This is a genomic window from Ferviditalea candida (assembly GCF_035282765.1).
In the GTDB taxonomy this organism is placed as follows: Bacteria; Bacillota; Bacilli; order Paenibacillales; family KCTC-25726; genus Ferviditalea; species Ferviditalea candida.
In genome coordinates this window covers 16,284-38,594 of the sequence record NZ_JAYJLD010000027.1, presented here as the reverse complement: position 1 = coordinate 38,594, position 22,311 = coordinate 16,284, and the positions used below count along the sequence as shown (strand labels likewise).

At 49.3% G+C, this 22,311-nt stretch carries 28 protein-coding genes; all 28 read right to left on the bottom strand.

Going from position 1 to position 22,311, the window contains the following annotated elements; all coding sequences use genetic code 11:
- Positions 1 to 7: 7 nt before the first annotated feature.
- Positions 8 to 268 (bottom strand): hemolysin XhlA family protein, encoded by a 261-nt coding sequence (locus tag VF724_RS15810; RefSeq protein WP_371755224.1) that lies wholly within the window; start codon positions 266 to 268, stop codon positions 8 to 10.
- A 35-nt stretch (positions 269 to 303) separates the two neighbouring features.
- The gene (locus tag VF724_RS15805) at positions 304 to 519 is read right to left on the bottom strand and encodes a hypothetical protein (protein ID WP_371755223.1); all 216 of its coding nucleotides are present in this window, start codon (positions 517 to 519) and stop codon (positions 304 to 306) included.
- The gene (locus VF724_RS15800; protein WP_371755222.1) at positions 516 to 881 is read right to left on the bottom strand and encodes a hypothetical protein; all 366 of its coding nucleotides are present in this window, start codon (positions 879 to 881) and stop codon (positions 516 to 518) included. Before VF724_RS15800 ends, VF724_RS15805 begins: the two co-directional genes overlap by 4 nt.
- A complete protein-coding gene (locus VF724_RS15795; RefSeq protein ID WP_371755221.1) occupies positions 881 to 2,668 on the bottom strand; it encodes a phage tail-collar fiber domain-containing protein in 1,788 nt (595 codons plus the stop codon). The genes VF724_RS15800 and VF724_RS15795 overlap by 1 nt, the downstream gene beginning before the upstream one ends.
- Position 2,669: 1 nt before the next feature.
- Positions 2,670 to 3,233 (bottom strand): phage tail protein I, encoded by a 564-nt coding sequence (locus VF724_RS15790; protein ID WP_371755220.1) that lies wholly within the window; start codon positions 3,231 to 3,233, stop codon positions 2,670 to 2,672.
- Complete coding sequence (locus tag VF724_RS15785) at positions 3,233 to 4,351, bottom strand: baseplate assembly protein (RefSeq protein WP_371755219.1); 1,119 nt, start codon at positions 4,349 to 4,351, stop codon at positions 3,233 to 3,235. Before VF724_RS15785 ends, VF724_RS15790 begins: the two co-directional genes overlap by 1 nt.
- Positions 4,348 to 4,653: a hypothetical protein gene (locus tag VF724_RS15780; protein ID WP_371755218.1), complete on the bottom strand. Its 306-nt coding sequence runs from the start codon at positions 4,651 to 4,653 to the stop codon at positions 4,348 to 4,350. The genes VF724_RS15785 and VF724_RS15780 overlap by 4 nt, the downstream gene beginning before the upstream one ends.
- Positions 4,654 to 4,655: 2 nt before the next feature.
- Positions 4,656 to 5,192, bottom strand: coding sequence for a phage tail protein (locus VF724_RS15775; RefSeq protein ID WP_371755217.1), 537 nt, complete (start codon positions 5,190 to 5,192; stop codon positions 4,656 to 4,658).
- A gap of 6 nt (positions 5,193 to 5,198) precedes the next feature.
- The gene (locus tag VF724_RS15770) at positions 5,199 to 5,399 is read right to left on the bottom strand and encodes a hypothetical protein (RefSeq protein WP_371755216.1); all 201 of its coding nucleotides are present in this window, start codon (positions 5,397 to 5,399) and stop codon (positions 5,199 to 5,201) included.
- The gene (locus VF724_RS15765) at positions 5,399 to 6,328 is read right to left on the bottom strand and encodes a phage late control D family protein (RefSeq protein ID WP_371755215.1); all 930 of its coding nucleotides are present in this window, start codon (positions 6,326 to 6,328) and stop codon (positions 5,399 to 5,401) included. The genes VF724_RS15770 and VF724_RS15765 overlap by 1 nt, the downstream gene beginning before the upstream one ends.
- Positions 6,325 to 6,543, bottom strand: a complete 219-nt coding sequence (locus tag VF724_RS15760; protein ID WP_371755214.1) for a tail protein X — start codon at positions 6,541 to 6,543, stop codon at positions 6,325 to 6,327. Before VF724_RS15760 ends, VF724_RS15765 begins: the two co-directional genes overlap by 4 nt.
- Positions 6,536 to 8,305, bottom strand: a complete 1,770-nt coding sequence (locus VF724_RS15755; protein WP_371755213.1) for a phage tail tape measure protein — start codon at positions 8,303 to 8,305, stop codon at positions 6,536 to 6,538. Before VF724_RS15755 ends, VF724_RS15760 begins: the two co-directional genes overlap by 8 nt.
- A 159-nt stretch (positions 8,306 to 8,464) precedes the next feature.
- Positions 8,465 to 8,773, bottom strand: coding sequence for a hypothetical protein (locus VF724_RS15750; protein ID WP_371755212.1), 309 nt, complete (start codon positions 8,771 to 8,773; stop codon positions 8,465 to 8,467).
- Between the two features lie 37 nt (positions 8,774 to 8,810).
- Positions 8,811 to 9,338: a phage major tail tube protein gene (locus VF724_RS15745; protein ID WP_371755211.1), complete on the bottom strand. Its 528-nt coding sequence runs from the start codon at positions 9,336 to 9,338 to the stop codon at positions 8,811 to 8,813.
- A complete protein-coding gene (locus tag VF724_RS15740; RefSeq protein ID WP_371755210.1) occupies positions 9,338 to 10,768 on the bottom strand; it encodes a hypothetical protein in 1,431 nt (476 codons plus the stop codon). The genes VF724_RS15745 and VF724_RS15740 overlap by 1 nt, the downstream gene beginning before the upstream one ends.
- A 15-nt stretch (positions 10,769 to 10,783) precedes the next feature.
- Positions 10,784 to 11,323, bottom strand: a complete 540-nt coding sequence (locus tag VF724_RS15735) for a hypothetical protein (RefSeq protein WP_371755209.1) — start codon at positions 11,321 to 11,323, stop codon at positions 10,784 to 10,786.
- Positions 11,320 to 11,895 (bottom strand): phage tail protein, encoded by a 576-nt coding sequence (locus VF724_RS15730; protein WP_371755208.1) that lies wholly within the window; start codon positions 11,893 to 11,895, stop codon positions 11,320 to 11,322. The genes VF724_RS15735 and VF724_RS15730 overlap by 4 nt, the downstream gene beginning before the upstream one ends.
- A 1-nt stretch (position 11,896) precedes the next feature.
- Complete coding sequence (locus VF724_RS15725; RefSeq protein WP_371755207.1) at positions 11,897 to 12,208, bottom strand: hypothetical protein; 312 nt, start codon at positions 12,206 to 12,208, stop codon at positions 11,897 to 11,899.
- On the bottom strand, positions 12,208 to 12,432 hold the full coding sequence (locus VF724_RS15720; protein WP_371755206.1) for a hypothetical protein: 225 nt from the start codon (positions 12,430 to 12,432) through the stop codon (positions 12,208 to 12,210). The genes VF724_RS15725 and VF724_RS15720 overlap by 1 nt, the downstream gene beginning before the upstream one ends.
- Positions 12,433 to 12,443: 11 nt before the next feature.
- Positions 12,444 to 13,490, bottom strand: a complete 1,047-nt coding sequence (locus tag VF724_RS15715; protein ID WP_371755205.1) for a major capsid protein — start codon at positions 13,488 to 13,490, stop codon at positions 12,444 to 12,446.
- A gap of 13 nt (positions 13,491 to 13,503) precedes the next feature.
- Positions 13,504 to 13,890, bottom strand: coding sequence for a head decoration protein (locus VF724_RS15710; RefSeq protein ID WP_371755204.1), 387 nt, complete (start codon positions 13,888 to 13,890; stop codon positions 13,504 to 13,506).
- A complete protein-coding gene (locus VF724_RS15705; protein ID WP_371755203.1) occupies positions 13,887 to 15,005 on the bottom strand; it encodes a head maturation protease, ClpP-related in 1,119 nt (372 codons plus the stop codon). Before VF724_RS15705 ends, VF724_RS15710 begins: the two co-directional genes overlap by 4 nt.
- Positions 15,002 to 16,624, bottom strand: a complete 1,623-nt coding sequence (locus tag VF724_RS15700) for a phage portal protein (RefSeq protein ID WP_371755202.1) — start codon at positions 16,622 to 16,624, stop codon at positions 15,002 to 15,004. Before VF724_RS15700 ends, VF724_RS15705 begins: the two co-directional genes overlap by 4 nt.
- Before the next feature lie 15 nt (positions 16,625 to 16,639).
- On the bottom strand, positions 16,640 to 16,876 hold the full coding sequence (locus VF724_RS15695) for a DUF6148 family protein (protein WP_371755201.1): 237 nt from the start codon (positions 16,874 to 16,876) through the stop codon (positions 16,640 to 16,642).
- 16 nt (positions 16,877 to 16,892) lie between these two features.
- Positions 16,893 to 18,740 (bottom strand): phage terminase large subunit family protein, encoded by a 1,848-nt coding sequence (locus VF724_RS15690; protein ID WP_371755200.1) that lies wholly within the window; start codon positions 18,738 to 18,740, stop codon positions 16,893 to 16,895.
- Positions 18,724 to 19,272, bottom strand: coding sequence for a hypothetical protein (locus VF724_RS15685; protein WP_371755199.1), 549 nt, complete (start codon positions 19,270 to 19,272; stop codon positions 18,724 to 18,726). Before VF724_RS15685 ends, VF724_RS15690 begins: the two co-directional genes overlap by 17 nt.
- Positions 19,273 to 19,826: 554 nt before the next feature.
- Positions 19,827 to 21,164: an ISL3 family transposase gene (locus tag VF724_RS15680; RefSeq protein ID WP_371755198.1), complete on the bottom strand. Its 1,338-nt coding sequence runs from the start codon at positions 21,162 to 21,164 to the stop codon at positions 19,827 to 19,829.
- 112 nt (positions 21,165 to 21,276) lie between these two features.
- Positions 21,277 to 22,107, bottom strand: coding sequence for a hypothetical protein (locus VF724_RS15675; protein ID WP_371755197.1), 831 nt, complete (start codon positions 22,105 to 22,107; stop codon positions 21,277 to 21,279).
- Positions 22,108 to 22,311 lie beyond the last annotated feature (204 nt).

Below are 22,311 nucleotides of genomic sequence, written 5' to 3'. Positions count from 1 at the left end.
GCTCACCTCAATTCATTGGATTTTTCACAATAAGAGCGATCACCCCAAGGATGACCGCCCCGATTATGGTCGTGCCTGTCCAAAATATGATTTTGTCGATTTTGTTGAGACGATGGTGCGCGGATCGTGATGATAATAATGCTTCTTGTGCTTTCTCTTTTGCTTCTTCTGCCGTATGCCTGACATCGGTCATGGCATCCAGTTTGGTTTCCACTCTAACGACTCGCTCCCGGATTTCCGAGAGCACCTGATATTGATCGTTTTCCACTACACCACCCCCGTATAAAATAAAAAACGCCCCCGTTAGGTGCGCTGTTTCAGCATGTCGTAGATTTCCGACTGTCGGGCCGCGATGTCCAGTAATAACTGCTGTATGTCTTTGTTCGTCGGACTTGCTTTCGGGCTGGCGAGTGCAGCCGCAATCCGCGCTTCCCGTTCCTGCTTGGCTGTGTATTCCGGAGTTGGCTTTGTGCCGAATCCACCACCCGGCCGCTTCTCCACTTCATGCTTTTTTATCATACCGCAATCACCTCGATCTGTGCCGAGTTACAGCCGTCTGCTGTGATGGTAAAGACTGACGTACCCGGCACGCCCGGCGTGAATGTCGTTGTTGCTACTCCGTTTACAGCGGGTTTTGTATCCGTCACGCCACCCATTTCAAACGTAATATTCCGTGTGTCGGATGTTTGCGGAGCATCCAGATAATCAAAGATTTCAGCTGTGATCGTAACCGTTACTGAACCGTCAGAAGGTACGTTGTTTTTGTCTACGGACACTACTACATATAAAGCATAACCTTCGTTGGATATCATTACAGAACCGTTGTCAGTTGTCCTAGTTACGATTAATATTCCATTCTGTGAAGATTTTTCTACTATCATTAAATCATCACTCCCCCTACGTTAGCGCCCTGCAGTGTGAGGGACGGTGCCCCTACAGCTAATTTTACTTGGAGTTGAACACTAGATGAAAATGGGTATGGTTTATCAAGCAATATGCCTGATTTAGCATTGCTTGACGATGTATCAACAAATGGAACGGCGGAGCCTACCGATTGAAAAACTGCGCCACTTATACTAACCCCTACCGGAGCAAATGTATTATTTGCTATAAGATGCTCAATTGTGGCAATTCCGTAGTTATAGGAGACGCTTAAGTTTGCTCCCGTAGAATCTAAACTATAAATTTCCACACCATCTACTATCACCTTTACGCCATTTACATACCCCGAGCTGTCCGGGCGTAAATAGGCATGACTCAAGAACCCTTCTCCTGTAACACTAAAAAGTGTAACCCAAGAACCTGTTGTACTTAATGCAGGTAGGGCGTTATAAAGAATCGGTGTTTTATATTTATCCCAAAATTTACCCATATCCTTCCACGTCACCCCTCCGTCAACCGAATATTGCGGTACGCCTGCATTTTCGCGGAAATGCATGCCATCAACTAAATCCGCTTGCAAATTCACATTTTTAGTGCCGTTGCTGATCGGTATGTTCCCGCTGGCGTTTCCCGAATTTAGTCCGTCTAGTAAATCCGAATCCAATCCGCTTCCTGCGCCGTCGCTGTCTGCTGTCCATATCTTCGCCCAAGCCGTCCATACACCAGCATTATTCCTGCGCCAGTACAGGAAATTTCCTGCATTCCACGGCTGGGCAATTTGAATAATCCTGTTAGTGTCTGCCGCAACTGTAAGTATCGTACACCAGTCATTCGTAGGCGTATTTAAACTGCCTGATTGAAATTTGTATGCGCCCGACTTAACCGCCGTATTAGCATCATTACTAGCCCAGTAGTTTATATAAGCATAATCTTGCATAAAAGCTAGGCTATTCAATCCGTCAAATAAATCAGCATCAAGACCACTTCCTGCGCCATCAACAGTCAGCATCTGCGCAAGTATATTCGCCGCTCCAATCTGCGCCGCCGTGACGGCATGGGGGTTATCGGTACGATTCATATGCGTATTCGCCGCTTCCAGCGTTGTGGCCGGAGCAGTCCGCCAGCTCGACTTTCCGGTGATCGCTTTGATCATGTTGGCCAGCCAGCCAAACAGCGTCGTGATCAGTCCAGTGTCCCCGGTGGGAGCCATAGCATCAGAGATGGTGCGGTTGCCGATTTTTACATCAGTTATCGCCGGAATCTGCGTGTCGGGAACCTGCCCGTTCGCATCCAGTGAAGCCACGCCGCCTGATACTCCAATTTGATCCAGCGTAATATAAGTTAGTGAAGTATTTATCGTAGCACTGACATTCGATACATTAGCGATTATCACGATACAGTCAATTTGCTTTTCAATTACATCTGATCCACCGCCGGCGGCAATGTATTCGGCGCCAGAGCCAGAGTTTGCATAGCAGTAGAGGATTTCACCCACGTCCGGATCCTGAGCAAAGATGCCCCACTCCTTAAAATAAAAACCTGTGACGACATTTTGGTTGGAAAGTTTGGCACCAACCACCGCCTGATAATCGGGCATGGTTTTGAATTTGTTGATCGTCAGGGACATTTTCTCGCTAATCAAAGCGTGTAAATCGGAGATGGATTGACCGTTGAGATCCCCATTACCCACAGCTACGCGGGTAAAATTCAGCTGAGCCCCGGCTTGTGCTTTCGTTTGGAGTGCTCGTCCGTCTTTGGTTAAAATAAATCCCCCAAAAGCCCCCATATTAAGTCACCACCTGTTTCACGGTTAGAAATTCTCCTGTATGGGCTATGCCGGCAAAGTACATCGGCGTGGTCTCCACATCGGTAATCACAACTCCATCAAAAACGGCACTAAGTCTTTTTACCGCTTGAACCGCCTTTGACAATAGCGCCGCTTTTTCATTCGTCGCAGCGGAATTGTTCGTTGTCACCCGGAAATGATAAGGCACTGCGCCATATTCCCACCATTCCTCCACCACACCGTCGCCAAAATAGATCTCGACCACACGCTGAACGGCGGCGGGAGTGCCCCGGATGCGGTAAATTTTGAGCGCGTCGTTAATCGCTTGGCGTTTCGTCGCAAGATCACTGGTAGCATCATACCAATCAACTGCAAACTGCCACGCAAGGATGTCCAGGACTTCCTCTGACAGTTGATCGATGCGGGAGTAGGTCAGTACGTTGATGATCTCTCCAGCGAGCTGCTGGAATTGAGCATTTAATGCTGCTGCGAATCCTTGCACGTCTGAGTCGTTCTGCATGACTTTCGTCTGCAGTTTGAGCAGATCTACGTTTGAAATATCCATTAGATCAGCCCTCCGTATGTGACCGTTTTGAGATTTCGAATTGCCACCTCATTTGCGTTGATCGCTGTGTATACCGGAGACGTTGCGACAACTCGATAGGCGCCGACAGCGTACATTTTCGACAGCAGATCATCCGGAGTGACTGCTCGTCCGAGTTTTGCCTTCTGCCACGCCTCATATTGGTCAATGGCCCCGCCGGCATTCTCGATCGCCGCCCGGATCGCCGCCTCTTCCGTTGATCGCTCCGCGCTGATGTAATAGGTTAATGTAATGTCGTAGTTGACAGCCGTCGGAGCAAGTACGGAAACCTGGTCCGTCAGCGGCCGCCGATCACTTGCATTGACTTCGGCTAACACCTTGTCTAGTATCGTTTGGTTCGGGATTCCGCCGTCCTTGAGCAGGGGATATACGTTCACAACTCCGGCGCTTGGCGAGGTAACGGCCACATCGACAATTGTCACATCGGCCGACATTGCCCAAAAGATATAAGCGTTCGTCGGGCCGGCTACGCTGAATGAGGAAGGCGCCAAACGCTGACGTTCCCTGTATGCGTCGTCAGTCTCTGCATCCGACCCTCCGGAGCTGATATCCGTATTGGTGACACTGGCCACATAAGGGACGGGATCAACAAGGATATTGATTTGGCCGGCCACAAATCCGTTATACTTCTCTCCGCCTTCCGTCGATTCCGCTGTTACATCACCAGTTGTTGCTCCGGCTGCGATGACCAGTTCTTGAGTTGTGGCGAAATAGATCGATCCGTCAGGAGTCACCCTTGTTCCGATCGGGACGGCGACAGGATCAAGCTGAATGGATGACAGCGTGAATCTGATAGTGACGGTTGCCGGTTGTGCTGCAAGTCTCGGCACTCCGATTCGATCTCCAAGAGCGTCCAAAACATCACCATCCGCAAATGGGAGAAGGTTCTGGTTTCCGGTATAATTGATGTCGTTTTTCAAAGCCAGCAGGACCGGTACCAGCTGCAAAAAGAATATTCTCCGGGGGTCTCCCGGATAAAGCGTGATGCCAGTAGCCTTTTCATATGCCTGGATCAGTTCTGTTGAAATGCCCTGCGCATCGGCATCCACAAACTGAATCGGCTGAAATTCCGTCGTCATATCTCGATCACCACCTTGAAGCTCAGGTTTCCTTCTTCGACAATCCCTGTGAACGTGACCTCTTGCACCGTGGCCCGCGGCTCCCGTTCGCTGATAACTGCATATACCTGCGCGGTATAGAGCGATATCGCCTCTTGCAACGGTGCATCCTGAAAATCAGGCCGAACACCAAGCGTCCGGTCATAGGCCACCTCATATTTCATCATGTTCAACAAATGATACACGTTTTGGGCAATTTCCTTTGCACCGGTTGCTCCCCAATCAATGGCAGGAGGCTGAGCCGTATTAATTTCAATCAGCATGATTACAACCCCCAAAGCGCATGATCCAGGTTTGGATTGTCACGTTTATCGTCTGCCTTGTTGGGCGGATCGTAAATATATTGGCTCGGTGTTAAATTCAGGTTTGTTGCCCCTGCTGCGGAGGTTTGAGATTGCGCAGTTCCCGCGCGGACATATTCTTCGAACTCCAGTTTAAGCGTGGCCTTCAGGAAATTTCCGCTTGCATCAATCTCCTCATCGCTCACGGATACGGATTTCAACAGCCATTTGTTTTTTCCCAGCGGCTTTGATCCGAGAATGAAAATATCTGGTTTTTTAGATGCCAGAATCGCTTTCCAGTCCTCAATTTGAGCCCTGACATTAATCCCAAAATCCGCCCGCAGTGGAACTTCAAAGGACATGCCATCGAGCGATTCACCTTTAATATAAGTGCTGGGCTTGCTCCCTAACTTATCCTGAGTCTCCGTATCGAGGGCGCCGCTCCATGACAGTCCGGAAAAAGTATATTTTTTATTGGCACTAACCTGAAACGCCTTACCTCGAAATGATGCGATTGGCACCGTCGCTCACCTCCTAATAGACGCAATAATGACGCCATCAGCCAAATTATCGGAGAAAAACGCCACCATAACACGATCCCCTATATTCAATGTCAGGCCAACCGCATACGGTATTTCAGCCGTGACCGTGTTTTCATATCCCCGGAATGTCACGCGGGCAGTTTGAGCGACTGTGTTAATTGAGCTGATCTCGCCTTTTCGATTCATCAGTATCCCTCCAGAGGCTTCCGGATCGTGAGTTGGGTTCGATTGTGAATCAGGTCATGAATCAACCGATCGATGAAAAACTTGCCGTCAAACATCCCGACCTCACTCACGTTCACGCTCGTTCCGGCGGCCAGATTCGGATTCAAGTCGATGCCGAACGTTCCGGTGATCATGTATTTGTTCGTGCTTCTCAGCAGTCCCCGCGCCCACCGGTTAGCTTCTGCTTGGTTGGTCATATACAGGTTTCTTTTCATCGTCGGTCCGTATATACCGGATGCCGAATACTCACCCTGAATATACCCGCTGGACATCTGACTGCGGACGATACATTTTGCATAGATGTCCGTTGATTTATCCTTAAATTCAAAAGCCCCGTGGAGGTCACGCAGAAAAATTTTTCCGTTGACCGCATCCGGCGCCTTCTGCTCCTCCGTTGCCTCATCATAGATGACCAGGTTCCCATTGTTGATCTTAAGTGCGTAGCCTTCCAGCATGCTGCGATAGGCAAGAAAAGCAAAGTCCGGTTCTTCGATCTGATCCACCCGGGAGTAGAGATGATTGACGACGTTGTACGTTTGAAGACCGAACCTGTACCTCGCCGCGATCCGCGTCGCAATCTCCAAGAAGCGGACATTTTCCCACCCCTGCGAGCGGGCTGTCTTTGCAATTTGTGGAATGGATAGAGCTTTCAGTCCAAATACGCCGGCGCCCTGTGTCAGTTCATCGATGTACATCGTGCCTGTATCGAATCCATCTTGCTTAATCCGAAGCGTGTCATTCTTGGACGGCTTCCACTTGCTCCACAGCCCTTCTGTGTTAGAAAAGACGGCCGTCACACTATCCGGCTTTCCCCCGGCGTTATCGGTGATCTGAAGCACCGTTGGCTGAACCGAGGATGTGATATCCGTTCCGTTGTAGATGATATTCATGTGCTCGCCTTCTTCCAAGGCGGAAGCGAGGCCGCAGCCTGTTGTTCAATAATCGGGACTTTCAGTTGCTCGCCTCCGGAAAAGATCAGCACATTTCGATATAGCGGATTGGCTTGGATGATTGTTGAGGAGAGAGATTCCTGGTTGTAGAAGTCAAGCGCGATGCTGTCGAAGGTATCCCCAGCTAGCGCCGTGTATGTGTAATAATTAGGCAAAGTTCTCCCTCCCTCGCGAGTTCAACCATTCTTCGCACTTACGTTTGAATTCCTCAAAATCTTCCTGCATTTGCTGTTTTGTCGGCCCGCCGTTTCCGTAATTCGGCGCAAACACAAAGGTATGCCCTTCGCCTCGGTCTGAACCACCGCCGCCAACTCCAAGAACTTGTGCGGTTTTGTTCAACAAACTCAAGCTTCTCGGTGTCCGTTTCAATGGGATCGCAGCTTCTGGACCGGCTTCACCAAAAATGGAAGGACGGTTTGCAAATCCACCGGAAGCAAATTTTGGTACCGACGGGGAAGGCGTATCCTTGTCTTTACCTCCGAACCCAAAAAACTTTTTAACTGCGCTCAAGGCCCCGCCGGCGATTTCTTTTAGTTTTTCGAAATGTTTAATAAGCAGTAATATCGGTGCTAACGGTCCGGCCAGCACAAAAGCCAAGTCAGGTATTTTTTTAATGAGATTTACAAACCATTCCCACGCACCTATCATTGCCGCTTTAACGAGATCCCAATGTTTGATAAGCAAATAGATCCCAGTAACAAGAACACCGATCGCGGCCGCTATCCCGGCGATGACCCATGTCATGGGGTTTGCTAAAACCGCTGCGTTCATCACCCATTGAGCAGCCGCGACCGCCAAGGTTCCGAGCTTAATCGCATTCATGACTTGATTGTAGATGGCCATTCCAGCTGTTACCGTCTTCCAAGCGATCATAGCGCCTACAATGCCATATATCAGTGGTTTGAGCGTGGACCAGTTCTGCTGAATGTACTGAAACATTTTATATCCGGCTTTGAAAATATACATGATCGCTCCGCCAAATTTCTGGGCGTAGCTTATTGCTGTTGGTATCGCTGCAATTACTTTATCTACAACCTTGCCGATAATATCCTGAAGCTTCTGCATCTTTTCAGGATTGTTCGCAAAGCTGTCGATCAGCTGATTTCCCTTTTCATACAGCTTCGTAAATGCCGGCAATGCCTTCGTCATGATTTTTGCTGCGAGCTGCTTAAAGCTTTCGCCAAACATCCGCTGCTGGTTTGCATAGCTGCCTTGTGTCCTTGCGAAGTCGCCCTGCGCATCTTTGCTCTGCTCCATCAGGTAGTTATAGCGCAGGACCGTTTGGTCTGCTTGACTCATCTTCTCATAAGCCGTTTTAATTCCCTTGGAAAGTGCGAATGCTTGGAGATTCGCCACGCTCATATTGATACCCAGGGCTTTCAGCGGTTCGGTCTCTCCCGAAATACCGGAGCGGATTTTTTCAAACGCCTCCGCAGGATCTAGGTTATAGAACGATGCAAAGTCACCGGAAAGCGCGGCCAGATTTTCCGACATCGGAACAAGATTCTTCGCCGCGATCCCAGAGCTCTTCATCATGGCCCCGATCGTGCTGGTAAACTGCTTCGCGGAAAGTTCAGAGAGGCCGAAGCTTTTTAGCGCAGTCTGCGACCAAGCGTTGATCTGCTGAGAATTTTGCCCAAATGTCACATCAACAACGTTTTGTACTTCGTTCAGATCAGAGGCGAGGTCGAGGCCCTTCTTTGCTGTAACGACCAAGGCTGCTCCTATTGCGGCTGTGCCAACTAACGCTGCCTTTTTCGCATAGTCGAAACCTTTGCTGACGGTCTTTCCGATCAGACTGGACTGGAGATTGAATTTTTTCGATTCATTCGCTGCTTTCCTCATCGCCTTCTGCAGGGACGGATCAATCTTCCCGGCCAGCACGATCAATGCCTGAAGCTCACGTTTACTTGCCATTGCTTCGCTCCGCCTCCTTCCATTGGCGTTCCGCTTCATCTGCGAGTGATTCGTAGAATTCTATGAACTCCACGATCGGCATATCCAAGCACTCCGAACGAGTAGTAAAATGGTTAAAAACTAATTGGGTAATGCAGCTGTTGATGTACTCGTCTGTGACTATTCCGCCGAATCGAGAAAGAAAAAATCACGTGCTGCAGCCTCCGCTTTGCCTGCGTCTTTTGCACTCATCCGAAGCACATCCTCAATCTCGATAGACGGATTTGCTTTTTTTACGGCGGCCGCAAAGAGATACAGGTGATAATCAGGATCCAGCTCTTGAACGGATACCATATTTCCTGACTTTTTGAACTCGCGAGTTGCATCGCTCTTATCCCGTGCGGTCATTTCCTCAAAATTATACGGGAGCTCAGAAACCTTTTCGCCATTGATATCAATAGGCTTTCTCAATTTCAACACTTCTACCATGCCAATTCGCTCCTCTCAAAATAAAGAGAGAACAGATCTATTGTAGAGCTGTTCTCAGTTGGGCGTAGAAATCTACGCCATTCACAACATACTTGTAATTGAATTTGTCGATCAGCAGGACTTCCTTACCATCCACCACTTTACGGATGTAGAAAATTTCGAAGTCGCTTGATCCATCAGCTGCAGCATTCACTTCGAGTTTCCCCATGTCGTACTTCTTGGAAGCTCCGGTCATGAAGACTTTGTTTTGCTGCAAGCCGATCTTCACGTTGTTCGAATCCAGTACATCTGTGACCCACACAACTTCAAACTTAATTTCTCCCGGTCTGGAAAGAATCGCATATTGTCCGCTGTCTGCCCGGTTGTTGACGGTGAACGTCATGCTGCCGAGCTGCCCGAACGTAGGCCAATCAATCTCGCCCATGATCCCGGCACCCTTGATCGTATCCGAGAGCTTCTCGATGCTCGGCAGCTGCAGGTCGGACGAATCGTCAATCAGCATCATCCTGCCGTTTTGGTCTGTTGCCTTCAGCTTGTATTGAATAGTTTTATTGCTGAATTTCATCAGGACACACCCCCAAACAGCGTATTAATGCCTTTAGTCGTGTACTGCACCTTAAACGTCAGCGACTTGGCGACCGGCGTTGTTGTGGTCATGATGTCAAACACAAAATCACCCTCAACGATGCTGCTCGTCGGATTGCTGGTCTCGTTGAAAGCGATCGAGCCATGCAACAATTTTCCGTCAGCGACCAGGCTGTTCAGCCAAGTGTTCGCGTCGTTCAGGATCGTGTCGACAACACTGCGATTGAGCGGACCGTCCACGTTGGCCATGTAGTTCTCCTGGAACGTGTTCGTCATGTACATCATCATGCGGATGCCGGCGTCAAACACATCTTTGGGATCAATGGTGGCACCATACACATAATTCGCACAATGCGGACCCCAAAGCACCCATTGCCCGCCGCGGTAATTGAAAGTCGTAATGCCTGCGGCGTTAAGGTCATTGGCTTCGGTTTCGTCAAAACTGATCGCCGTTCCGCCCGCAAGAAGCAGTGAAGAAATCCCGACTTGCTTGTTGGATGGGCTAACAAACGGCACGTTGTCGTTGGCATAATCGGTCTGCTGCATCCGGACTGCCATCAGGGTGGAAGCGAAGTAACTTTTGCCGGCGGATGTCGCCTTCGGCCAACCGATCTTCATATTCGAATCGATGTAGCTGTTGGTGTCCTTCCACGTCTTGGCCGCGGCGATCGTCGTCGCTGCCGAACTGTCAATGTCTGCCACAACCAAAGCATCCCAGTGGCCGTTAATATTCTGCGCCATGCTAGTGAGTGCGGCCTTGATCGTCGGCTTCTGCGACCATCCTGGGGCGCCCAAGATCGTCGGGATCATATTTTGCGTTTGGTAGATCAGTTCTACCACTGAGATACCCGTTCTTACTCCAGCCACATTCCCGCCGACGATATCCGAGTCTTGCACAAGGGAAACGTCCATCTTGTCGAAGTCGACTGTGGTCGGGTTGGCCAACGTGGTCAGCGCGGTAAACTTTACCCGGCCATCCGTTGTATACTCGACGGTATAATCGGTGCCCAACACTTTTCCTGTGATCACGATCGAGGATAAGATCGCAGGAGCATCCAGATACCCGACGCCGTTCGTGATCGCCACGTTCGCCGTATCCGCCGACTTGTGCGTAGCCGGGTCCATGATGTTGATCACCACGATTGGCCCTATCGCTTGAATGCTGTTGCGGAAGTGCGCATATACCGCTTCGCAAAGCGTAAAGGTGGCCCAATCGTCCGAGTAGCCAAGCTTTGCTTGCGCATCCTCGAAACTATTAACGAGAATAGGCACATTCACAGCCGCAGCCGGATCAGCCAACTGCTGCACCGGTGCCGTACCAATGTAAACCGGCAGAGTCGCTACGCCAGAAGGCGGCAGCGTGTCGGTCGTGGGCACTTGCTGTCCGAAAATCCCGTGTTGATATGGCATTTACTCACATCCTTTCTAAAAGTCTTCTGGAATATATTCCAATACGGCCGCCGTCGCCCGGAACGTCAAATAACCAGCCCAATAACCTGCCGGTTGATCCGGGTACATCCCCCAGCGAAACGGTTTCTGCGCGGCTGTTTTTCCGCCGTTGACCAAATACATTTTGAAAAGCTGCTGCCGACAAAGGAAAATCAGATTGAGCAGGTCCCGGTATCCCTTGAAATCAGGGACAATTCCGCTGCCGTCTGCTGGATATAAACCGGGATTATAGACGATGAACGTGATCCTGATCGCGATGCCTGCATCGTTTCCGTCATCGTCTCCCTCATCCATCCCGATGACCATGGCCGGTAGCGCCTTCTTGATCCCGCTGGCCAACTGCAGAGGTACTTCGTCGAGCTGATTCGGCGGCGGAAGCCAACCGATAAAGACGTTCGGGTGCATCAGATCGTATTTGGAGATTTTATCATCATACGGTACCTGCAGCTTGATCTTCGGCGCGACATTATCGATGCAGAAGGTCTGGATGGACTCCAATATGACATTATCGATCATTTTGCACCTGCTTTCTTGAGCCGGTAATTGATCTCATGGTCGATACGTTTTTCCAACATTTTGTTTGCGGCTTCTTGGATTTCTTTTTCGACATTTAGGTTTTCAACCATTTGAGTTGGAGAAATCGTCCGAAGCACATCAATCGGATAGCGTTTTTTGCCCGTCCTTCTGAAAATATGCGTATTTCCGTCCGGAGAGTGTTGGACAAACGGTTTTGGATTTCCCCCGACTCGTTTGTAGCCAGCGCTTTTTTTGACCTTTACCTTGGCGATTTTCGAGGTCGAACCTAAACCACCTGGTAAAAAACGAGCCAGCGTAAACCTTCGGCTGCGAATCTGGATCCATGCTCTTGGTCTGCTATACGTGGCCTTATGCTTTTCCATCGAATCTTTGATTTCCTTCGATGTCACGTTGTAGTGGCCTTTGACGATACTCCCCGTCTTTGAATACACATGATCCAGCGTTCGGTTTACGGCGGAGGTAAATGCACCCGGCATTTGTTTCTCGAACTCACCGAGACCCTTGACGACTTTATTCAGTTGACTCGTATCAATCACGATTCTGCTGGCCACGTCACTCACCCCGGTTCTGGTTTAGGACGATTTCATAGACACCGGCAGTTTCACTCACATCGTCAACCCAATACATGCGATTATTGAATATTTGCGTGCTGCCGATCTGCGGCCGACTTGAAAAAGCAGCAACCGGGACGAAATAAAGGATCATCCCGGTCGATACACCGCCGTATTCAGCGGAACGTTTTTTCAAACGATCGTCATCAATCACGACATTTACCTGCTGGCCGTCGATCGTAACGGAATCAGAAAACTCGCCAGTGTTAAAAAACACCGAGAGGTCCGTGTTGACGTAATCTTTGAAGGCCATTACTGATCAACTCCAGGGATACCGGTGTTCGGACCATTCTCTTCCGTATTCTCCTTGGTTGATTTCTTTTCTTCCTTCACAACTTCAGGGAAACGGGCATGACCGCCATCTACGAGCCGCTGCTCTTCGTCCTTATCCAATCCGGAAATAGCTTGACCAGGTAAATACATGGTCCGCTTCTTTCCGCTGCCTACACTGATGCGCGTATTAGCGATAATCGTCATAAGGCACCACCTTACAGAACCGTCGCAACGAACCAACTGTCAACATCTTCCGGTTTCGGGACCGGGCGACCAGACAAGCGGATCATGCGATGTTCGTTTTCGTCGTCTGACCAAGACTTCGGCACACGCGGACCTTCATAGGTCATGAATTGCCCGTTCTCCATCTGGGTCACAGCGCCGTACAGAAGCTCACCAGAGTTCGGACGCGCGAGCAGAATTTTGTTCGTCGGTACCATCGGTTTCTCGGTGCCGTCATCATCGACATACCACTCATCATACGTGTAAAGATCAAGTGCGAGATCGGTAATGCGGCCGAGATATGTGGTTCCATCCGGCATCACTGCAGGATTGATCTCCAGTTGCTTGCTATTGAATTGCTTCAGCTTGTCAGCAACATCGGCATCGGAGAGGAAGGCATCAGCGGCATCCTGACCAAAAACAACCATTGACGGTGCCCGGCCGGAGGTCTGGATGACTTGCAATCTCCAACGCTTCAGATCAGCCAACTTTGTAGATGTGCTTGCACTCCACAAGGCAGCACCAGCAAGAGCTTCTACGTTAGTCACACCATAATCAATCACTTGATCCACGTAATTGGAATTGTTGTGGTCGATATAACCTTTAACGTTGATGACACCGCTGAACATCAACTCGCGAACCATCCACTCTTCGCGGCGGGTGATCATATCATCCAACTCGGCGAGATCGCGGCCGAGTAATTCCGTTTGCCGGTCAGCTGGCGTGCGTTGCGAGAAAACATTCTCACCAAGCCCGCGCTTCATAATGTCATCAATCGTAATCTGGCGCTGCGGTGCAATCTTTGGAGCGGTGTATTTATCCGTCCGGAAACCCTGGCGCTCTACGGCAATACCGCCAACACGCGGCGCCACGAAAGGAGCCATCTTGCGCTTTCCTTTCTTGAAATCGAGCAGTACATCCTCAGTTACGAATGTCGTCATGCCCGGGAAAAACGTGGAACGTAAGAATGTGCGAACCGGCTTCATCAAATTGATGGCAGCTAACATGGTTTGTGTTTTATAGATATCAAGATTCAACAAAGTTATCGCCTCCTTAGTAAGGTATTACTTGATTCAGAAAGATACCGAACTCGCGCAGGCGAGTCTCATGAGTGTCGGCTGTGTCAGTTCCGCCGAAGATAAGCGCATCGCGATTGAAAGTGCCGGAGCTATAAGCCGTAATCGTCACGTCGGCAGAAGTTGCATCGATGTCATCCGTGAGAATGCAATCTGCAGATTGGCTGCCATCGGTGTTCGCGCTGTTCACGATTACGGCCTTCTTTGTTGCAGTGACGATGCCAAGCACCGTCCCGCGGGAAAGCTTTCCCTGGCCGGAAGCGATCTTTACAGATTTAACCTGAATCTCCTCTCCCGGCATGCTTCCGAACAGCTTATCATACGTTGTGGAATCTGCTTGTTTGCTGTAAAGTTGGTCTGTCATTGGTTGTTACCCTCCTTCATTCCGCGTTTTTGGTTAGCGCCGGCCGCGATTTTGGCAACGATCGCCGTTTCTTGTTCTTGCTTGGACTGGGCACTCGGGTCGGATGCTGCCGGAACTTGATTGTTCGGATTCAATTCATTCTCTCGTTGCGCTGCGAATGCCTGCCCAGCTGCGGCATTAGCTTTCAGTGCCTCGAATGCAAGAGCCTCCGCTGTCATCGGGGTTTCATATTTGGCTTTACTCACCAAATTCTGCGGGACCGTTGATGCGATCTCATCGATCGCTCTAAGACGGTTTCGCTCTCCTTCCGCACCCTCAGCTTTCACACTCTCGATCAGTTGGTTACATAGATCGGGAAATTGCATTTTGAGTTCTTCCACGTTTTTAATTTCCACTTCTTCATCACGTCCTTTCAGGTGCTTATCTTCAGGAATGATCTTGTTGTTCTTCAAGGCTTCAAAGAATCGTTTCATAGCGGCATCGGTACTGTTCTGGATGGCCAAACCGCTGAATGAAAACGAGTTTTGAACAGATTCTTCTTCAGATCCGGAGTCCGAATAAAGCATGCCGTCCGCGAATCCATCAGTCATTGCCTTCCGTGCACTCATCCAGGTCTCTGCATCCATCAGGTTGGAGATTTTGTTTCTGCTGAGGCCGGTCTTGAGTTGGTAGGCATTGATGATGGTGTTCTTCACTTCATCCAGCACGTCAGCTGCGTGGCGCATATCTTTGGCCTCACCCATCGCCATACTCCACGGATTGTGAATCATCATCACGCTGACAGGTGACATCAAAACCTCGTTGGCGGCCATGGCGATTACGGAAGCAGCTGATACCGCCTTCCCGTCGACCTTGGCTGTGACTTTTCCGTTGTGCTCCTTCAGTGCGTTGTAAATGCCCGCGGCCGCAAATACATCGCCACCCCAGCTGTCGATCCAGAGCGAGATGTTCTTCCCTTTTTGCTCGGCAAGAGCCTGACGGAACGCATTCGGAGATGTGTGCTGAATATCAAACCATTCATAGATCCATGCATCATCATCACTTACGATCTCGCCTTCGATGCGGAGCTCAACTTCTTCATCCGACAGGTTTTTGAAGCTCCAAAACTTCGTCATTGTTGGTAGTCACCCCCTTCCCCTGATGCCTTCGGGCTCTGCGCCGGAATGTCTTGACTGAGCCCCGCCTGATCCATAAGCTCTTTTTCGCGGGCGAGCTGCTTGACGTTTTGGTCAAAGTCACCTCCGACAAGCTCAATCGTTTCGCGTTCTCGGGTCGATATACCAAGCGCAATCCGTTTTCCGGCGGCCTCAACCTCTTTGGACGGGTCGATCTGCCCTGGTGCCGGGCCGTGCCACTCCGCTTTCGCCCACGCCTGCTGAATGGTCGGGTCCAAAAAATAACCGGGCGCTTTAATGCGTCCGGATGCGATTGCATATGATAACCATTCTTCGTAAATCGGCTGGCAGAATTCTTTGGCCATCCATTGCCGTCGGCTACGAAACATCTTCCAAGCTTCCAAGAGAGCAGCCCTGCTCGCTGAATAGCTTGATTGGAATGACTTCAAGAGTAGTTCCACTGGCACATCCAAAGCTGAACCGATATATTTGCTTAGTGAGTTGACAAACATATCAAAATTTCCATTTGGGCGCCCAGGATTCGCGATTTGAATCTCTTCGCCAGGGTTCAATACATTCACTGCACCGGTACCCATCTCATAATCCGCCTGATCATTATTGGCCGTGTTCTGATCTTGAGCTGGGATCATACTACCAAGCGGCTGATCACTAGCTGGACCATTCGACTTTATGAATACCGTGAACATGCCCGAGATAACAGCCGCCATAAGCTCTGCTTCCGTATACCTCGTAATCTGTTTCAAACTCTCTATTACCGGTGCCAGATATGGAACGCCTCGGCGCTGTTCAGCGCGCTCGAATTCTGCGATATGAAGGGTATTCGGACGACCAGTGTTGGCGCCAAACGCCTCAATGCGCTCCCATTTGCGTGGCTTGGCCGCCTCCAGTCCAGTCGTAATTGGATAGAGATTGCAGATCCAGTACGCAACCACCGCACCGGTGCTGTCGTATTCCACGCCGGATGTGATCATGTTTCCGTTATCCTTGTTCTTACCTTCAACGGTACCGGCCACGGTCAGATCTTGCCATGGCGTTGATATCCGGTCAGCTTCCACAAGGTGGATCCGCAATGGATAAGGCATCCAAGGAGTTGGTTGCGACTGCTTGAACAGAGCAAAAGCGTCACCGTTCATTAAGGTCCCCAAGAACGCTATGCCCTGCATATCATAGAAGTCATTTAGGCGAAGCGCGTCGCAATTTTGCTTCTTGCTTGCCCAAAGATTGAATTCTCGTTCCACTTGCCGTTCCCATTTGTCCGCTTCTTCCGGTGTCATCCGGAGCAAATCCGTATCGATCCGCGATTTCAAACGGAGTCCCGGACCGATGACATTCGTTCGATTCGTCTTGAGTGCTGCTGTCGCGATCGGTGCGGTCATATAAAGACTTCGTGAACGTGCCCGCAGCGTAGATAAGTTTAAATCGACGTCATCTTTAGGCCCTGCCGCGGTGGTTTGCCATCCGCGCATACTCTTTTTTCGTCCAGATGCCCCGCCTTCGCTGTACCCATAGTTTAGAATATCTAATGTACGACGAGCTGCGGTGCGCTGAACAGCCCATTTCGGCGATATGGCTGCGATTGTGCGGTCAATAATATTCATGGCTCACCTCCCTCCCTACAAATCACGCGGAATCACCCCGAATACGCGATTTCTACCGGTACCTGCTTGTCGAGATTTTTCTACCTCAATTTCCCGTTCCAAATATTGAATCATTTCAGCCACTTTATATAATCCGGCTCTCGTCATTCTCCTGTTACTAATCATATACTCCTGTGCACCGCCCAAAATAGCCGCTTCGCAGTTTATATACTGCTGTAAGCGGATTTGCAGAGTTTCAAGTCTGGTTGCCATGACTTCACCCCATTTTCTATAATGAAATGCCTTTATTCACGACGCCGGATCTTTTTTTAGGCTCTTTTGGTACCGGTCGGCTTCCTGAACTTCCTGAATCGAACCGCATTCTCTGGAGTATTTCAAGCGGTGGACTTAAGATTTCAAAAGCAGCTGTAGCGTAATTCCGGAGATCAAGCGGCTCATTTCGCCCGCTCCCCGGCTTTTGTACCCAATGGAATACCGGCTTCCCCATTACTTTCCGCATCACACGATGCTCGGCTGTCAGTCCGGCAAAATACTCCTCGTCATAATGACGATCGGGATTTGATGGGAAATGACAAAACTCAGGTAGTTCGGCTGATTTGACCTTAAGTCTCGATGAAAGGGTGTCTTTCCCTACATCAACGCCAATAATAAAAAGCCAAACACCATCATCATTCCGACGTTTTGGCCTCATGATGAAAGGGAGCCCGCTGCCGCCCTTGCCTTTAATGGCCCAGACACGCTTAAGCTCCCTTTCCTTGCAGTAAGTATATACTTGCTCAGTGAAGTGACCACCGGAGTCTACGCAAGTCGTCATGATTTGCAGCTTCTGGCCATCGCCAGCCACGTACTCTTTATTGATTACGTGATCGAGTTGTTCCCAGACAAAACCTTGCCCAGGATCACCCATGATCACGCCGTATTGAATTCCCCATGACTGCTTTTCCAGCCCCCATCCAACAACCTCATATTCAAGCCGGTTATCCTGAACGTCGACGCCGCACGTCAGGACCAGCACCGGGGAAGGTACTTCTGCCTGATAAAACTCTCGGCGATTCACCAGATCCTCGGATTCTACGCCGTCGCCTTTCTCTTCCCACGTCTCACCCAATGAGGTGTTGATCCAAACCTTGAGTTTTTCAGGTCCGCCGATCTTGGCCTCGTGGAATTCTTCGACGATGGTCTCCCAGCGCTTCCATGGACTCGCCAGCTCGTTCAGGTGAAACCCGCGAACCTTCCGGCTCTGCTTCCGAGCAACCCATTTTCCGGATCCGGATTTCCACTCACGCTCGCTGTGAAGTGCTCCGCATGACCGGCAAGCATGTTCAGCGCTTGTGCATTCCTTGGAATCCTTGTCATAGGTGAACTTGACCTGCGGCCACCGGAGCGGCTGATGTTCTCCGCAGCTCGGACAAGGTAAGCACCACTGCTCCATCGTGCTGTTTTCATAGTCCTCTTCGATTCGTGAGGCACCCTTGATCGTTGGCGTGCTTACCTTGACAATCTTCCGGTTCCAGAAGGTTGTCGTCCGTTTGGTGACTAGCGATACTGGGTCGCCCTCTGTTCCTGCGGAAACGGGGTACCTGTCCACCTCGTCCAGGAGTAATATTTGAATTGGACGGCTTGCAAGCGATGCCGGTGAATTAGCCCCGGCCATCGTAATATGACCGCCAGGGAAAATCTTATGCAGCATTGTGTTGCCGCTATCCTTGCTCTTGACATCCTTGACCTTGCCTCGAAGCGCCGGCGAATCTCGAAGCATCGGAGCAAGGCGGTCTTTTGAAAATGCTTGAGCAAGCTCGAGCGTCGGTTGCACTAACATGATCGGAGCTGGATCGTAATCAACGTGATACCCGATAATATTGAGCAAGACTTCAGTCTTTCCTACCTGAGCCGATGACTCTACGACGATTGTTTCGGCGTTTGGATCGTTAATCGCATCCATAATGCCACGCTGATAGGGTGCCCGATCGGTTCGCCATTGCCCAGGTTCGGCTGAGGCCTCAGACGACAAACGGCGCTTGGCATCAGCCCATTGTGAAACTGTATATTTGGGCGGCGGAGCGACTGTTTTGGCGATCTCCCGGAATAACCGGAATGTTTTATTCGGCCTCCTCATCATCGCTCACATCCACATAATCCGCGTTTTTCGCATAAAAGACTTGTGGGTCGTATTCGGATAGTTCGGTTAATGCCTCTTGTACTTCTCGATTGAGGAGATCCTGTATGACCGGAATCTCCGTTTTTCCCGCTAGCTGAGGCGAGAGCTTTGATGGTAATGCCAGAACTTTGGACCGGAATGCTGCAATCATATCGTTCATGACGAATTTCACATCTTCCGATCTGTGCAACTCGCCTTTCATAACGGCAAGCTCAAGCTCTGCTTTTTCCCGCTTTACCTTCTCATGCAGCGCACGCTCCTTAAAGTAGTCAATCTCGTCATCACTCGTAGCACGCTCTTTTTCCTGAAGATAGCGAATATAGTTTTGAATGCTGTCAGCTGCCTTGTATTGCCCGCGCGCCACTTTGACGATAACGCCTTCTTCGGCGAGTTGTTGGATCCGCCTCGGACTCAGACCAAGTAATTCGGCAAGCTGAGCAGTCGAAAAATTCATTTCGTTTTGTGCGGTACCGCCTTTTCGCTTTGTCATTCGATTCACCCACCTTCAACCATTGCGCCGAATAAAATGAAAAACCCTTTTATAGCAAGGGTTTTTTGCGGTCTGAATTTTTATGTATCTATTTGCATTTATTTGAATAGCGAAACGAAATGAACCAATAAAAATTTGTATCTAGTTGGATTTCGGGCTTCGCAGCACCCGCATAAGGCCAGCACGCTGGAAGGACCCACTATTTGGAAATAATGCGCCCTCTCTCGCTTCGGTGGAGGGCTTACCGCCACGATCTGGACCTTACTCCGCTGTGGTCACGGAGATAAGAGGCGGGATCACTGCCCAGATGATCCCCTTTAAGCAGGTCCGGAGTATTCCAACGCCCTCGCAGGCATGGTTGAGTAGCCGTTTTTGCGTAGCAACGATGCCGGAGCGACGCCCGCAAAGGTTTGCTTCGTAGCATCCGCATCTGGCCAGTCTGTGAAGCGAAGCGTAACAGTCTGGCCTGCAAAATAAAAAACACTCGTAATGGAGTGTTTAGTAAAACTTACTCAAATTTTCTTGGGTATTCGGATTTTATAGTGGAAAAGGGCTTATAATTCGCCCTTCTCCAATTTCTCAATTAAGGTGGAAATGTCGATGCCAAGAGGCAATTCGCTACGTTCACGAACGACTCCCGCAGGAGGCATTTTGTCGAATACAGGGTAATTCATATCGTAACGTTCGAGGTCATCAAATCGTTTTTTGTATTTTGGTTTGGGTTCTTTTTGAAGACCTTCTGTAAAGAGCATTTTAGCTCTAAGGGCTTCAAATGAGTATCCCCTACCCATACGATTCATAACACGTATCAGGCTGTTCAGAGACTCCGTATAAGCGTTTGTGATGCGATGGTCGAAGTAAGCGAATATCTCTGTCTCCCAATTAGCCATAGCCTTTGTAAGAGGCTCAAATGCGGATTGTAGTTCCTTCGGTATCTTGGCTTTCCAATCGTGATATTTGAGGAATGCCTTTTGTCTTGTATCGCTGTCCCAAATATTGAAAAATGATTCCTTCAAGTCATACGCAGTACCGAGAGAGGGGTGATTCTTTGTCCAAAGGTCAAGCGTTATCTTATCCATCTCTGTAAGCTCTTTGTGGCGTTTCAGGAGGATAAAGCGGTCGTGCATTAGCCCACGCCGTTCCTTTGCTGACAAGCCCTCTCTAAGCTGTTTGCGGACGGTTTCTAACGCTTGGTTAGCCATACGGACAACGTGAAATTTATCGACGATGATAGTTGCCTTTGGCAGTACAGCCTTCACAGCGTCCTTGTAGGGTTGCCACATATCCATAGTGACATAAACAATTCTCGTCTTGTTTGGAAGGCGTGAGAGGTAGCCCACAACCGTTTCCTTATTACGATTAGGAAGAATGTCCAACAACGTTCGTTCCTCGATATTGGTTAAAACGCACCTTGGCTTCGATATGATATGAATCTCGTCTATGCCAAGCCAGTTAGGAGTTTCAAATCGAAGCGTTTCTTCAAGGCGATTGATGTAGTCTCGAAAGATATTACGTATCGTTTTCTCGTTCAACCCAACATCTTCTGAAATGCTGGTGAATGTACGCTTGATACTCTGTTTCTCGATGTACGATAGCAAGCGGTTTGTACAGCTTCGCTTCTCATTTATCGTATGGTCTAACCGTTCCCAAAAGGTTTGGTTGCAATCTCTACAACGATACCTCTGACGCTTTATGAGAAGCCCTACACGTTTTCCGTGGATAGGCAAGTCCATACAAAGCTGTTCTCTGTTATCGTGCTTGTAAAGGTTTGCTACACAGCCACAATGAGGACAGGCAAGAGGTGGAGAGTTTGTCTCCACCCGTATCTGGAAGTCGTGTTCGTTCTCCGCTACTTGCATTACATTGAATTTCGATAGGTTTAGAATGTCCATTTATGAACTACGCTCCTTGGTGTTCATTGCGAGCAGTTTTTCAAGTGTCTGTGCGGTTAATTCAAGACCGTCATTTCTGAGTTTTTTCACAAGGTCTTGCATTAGGTTGACTTCATCCTGCGACAGTTGCATATTGGTCTCCTTCCTCGACATCACCGAAGCAGCCACAGCCGCCGATGTCGAACATATCAATTTGGTTGCCAGCTTCAACTTGTTCTCTGAACTCTTTAAGGCTTAAATATCGCAGCTTTCTATTAACCGTCTGCCGAAGAAAGGGAACGCGCTTACCAAGCACGGAGAATAGCTCCTCTTGCTTCGATTCGTGATAAGCGTACCGTTCTGGCATTGTCTTCAAGAGGTTATAGAACTGTCCTAATCCAGCCTTTACGCAAAAGCCTCCACAGTTGTTATGAGAGAATCCTAACTCATATAGCCTCGGACGCTTAACGCCAAGTGACTCAGCCCAACGACACATATCGCTTTTCACAAGATAAGGCTGTTCGCACATTGGAAACTCAACCTTGTATGGATACCAAGCCTTCTCGTTAGAAGCGCAGCGGTGCATTTCTGTCCAATCGATACCGATATAGAGGGTTACTTCATCAGGTTTGAAATGCTTCTCTACCCATTCACGAGCCATTTCACGTTTCAATTCACGACTACAAGGGTCAACCCTGCTGTTGCCCATATACCGGTTATCTTCGAACGTTTGCCAAATATGTTTTCCACGGGATATCCATTCAAGCCTACCGCCGATAACCTTTGCTCCTTCGACAAGGAAGCGGTATGCATCTTGGTCTTCTCCTCTGTGCGGATGTTGGTCTAACTTATGTTTTACATCCGTGAATAGGAGAATGAGATTATCTGTTCCGTGTTTTTCAGCTACACGCATAGCGGCAGACCAACTGCCAATGCCTGCTGAGTACATCACTACGTGCCACATTCTTACCACCTCCTAAACGGGTTTTTCACACTTCAATTATACCATTTTTAGGACGTTAATTCAACCGCATAATCCGATTTTATGTTATAATTACATTAAGGGCTTTTCCACCATATTTTCCGAAGAGCCTTTAATTATTTCCTCAAAAATGTCTTCGTATGGTTGGTCATGATCATCCATGTACTTAATCAAGTTTCTTATTTT

Bases quoted from the DNA above. Each gene is read 5' to 3' on its own strand.
- VF724_RS15780 (WP_371755218.1), bottom strand. From the start codon at position 4,653: ATGCTGATTGAAATTAATACGGCTCAGCCTCCTGCCATTGATTGGGGA.
- VF724_RS15755 (WP_371755213.1), bottom strand. From the start codon at position 8,305: ATGGCAAGTAAACGTGAGCTTCAGGCATTGATCGTGCTGGCCGGGAAG.
- VF724_RS15680 (WP_371755198.1), bottom strand. From the start codon at position 21,164: ATGGACATTCTAAACCTATCGAAATTCAATGTAATGCAAGTAGCGGAG.
- VF724_RS15705 (WP_371755203.1), bottom strand. From the start codon at position 15,005: ATGACGAAGTTTTGGAGCTTCAAAAACCTGTCGGATGAAGAAGTTGAG.
- VF724_RS15720 (WP_371755206.1), bottom strand. From the start codon at position 12,432: ATGACGATTATCGCTAATACGCGCATCAGTGTAGGCAGCGGAAAGAAG.
- VF724_RS15785 (WP_371755219.1), bottom strand. From the start codon at position 4,351: ATGACGACGGAATTTCAGCCGATTCAGTTTGTGGATGCCGATGCGCAG.
- VF724_RS15745 (WP_371755211.1), bottom strand. From the start codon at position 9,338: ATGAAATTCAGCAATAAAACTATTCAATACAAGCTGAAGGCAACAGAC.
- VF724_RS15800 (WP_371755222.1), bottom strand. From the start codon at position 881: ATGATAGTAGAAAAATCTTCACAGAATGGAATATTAATCGTAACTAGG.
- VF724_RS15805 (WP_371755223.1), bottom strand. From the start codon at position 519: ATGATAAAAAAGCATGAAGTGGAGAAGCGGCCGGGTGGTGGATTCGGC.
- VF724_RS15790 (WP_371755220.1), bottom strand. From the start codon at position 3,233: ATGGATATTTCAAACGTAGATCTGCTCAAACTGCAGACGAAAGTCATG.
- VF724_RS15675 (WP_371755197.1), bottom strand. From the start codon at position 22,107: ATGTGGCACGTAGTGATGTACTCAGCAGGCATTGGCAGTTGGTCTGCC.
- VF724_RS15765 (WP_371755215.1), bottom strand. From the start codon at position 6,328: ATGAATATCATCTACAACGGAACGGATATCACATCCTCGGTTCAGCCA.
- VF724_RS15770 (WP_371755216.1), bottom strand. From the start codon at position 5,399: ATGAATCGAAAAGGCGAGATCAGCTCAATTAACACAGTCGCTCAAACT.
- VF724_RS15710 (WP_371755204.1), bottom strand. From the start codon at position 13,890: ATGACAGACCAACTTTACAGCAAACAAGCAGATTCCACAACGTATGAT.
- VF724_RS15685 (WP_371755199.1), bottom strand. From the start codon at position 19,272: ATGACAAAGCGAAAAGGCGGTACCGCACAAAACGAAATGAATTTTTCG.
- VF724_RS15725 (WP_371755207.1), bottom strand. From the start codon at position 12,208: ATGGCCTTCAAAGATTACGTCAACACGGACCTCTCGGTGTTTTTTAAC.
- VF724_RS15690 (WP_371755200.1), bottom strand. From the start codon at position 18,740: ATGAGGAGGCCGAATAAAACATTCCGGTTATTCCGGGAGATCGCCAAA.
- VF724_RS15740 (WP_371755210.1), bottom strand. From the start codon at position 10,768: ATGCCATATCAACACGGGATTTTCGGACAGCAAGTGCCCACGACCGAC.
- VF724_RS15735 (WP_371755209.1), bottom strand. From the start codon at position 11,323: ATGATCGATAATGTCATATTGGAGTCCATCCAGACCTTCTGCATCGAT.
- VF724_RS15695 (WP_371755201.1), bottom strand. From the start codon at position 16,876: ATGGCAACCAGACTTGAAACTCTGCAAATCCGCTTACAGCAGTATATA.
- VF724_RS15750 (WP_371755212.1), bottom strand. From the start codon at position 8,773: ATGGTAGAAGTGTTGAAATTGAGAAAGCCTATTGATATCAATGGCGAA.
- VF724_RS15795 (WP_371755221.1), bottom strand. From the start codon at position 2,668: ATGGGGGCTTTTGGGGGATTTATTTTAACCAAAGACGGACGAGCACTC.
- VF724_RS15700 (WP_371755202.1), bottom strand. From the start codon at position 16,624: ATGAATATTATTGACCGCACAATCGCAGCCATATCGCCGAAATGGGCT.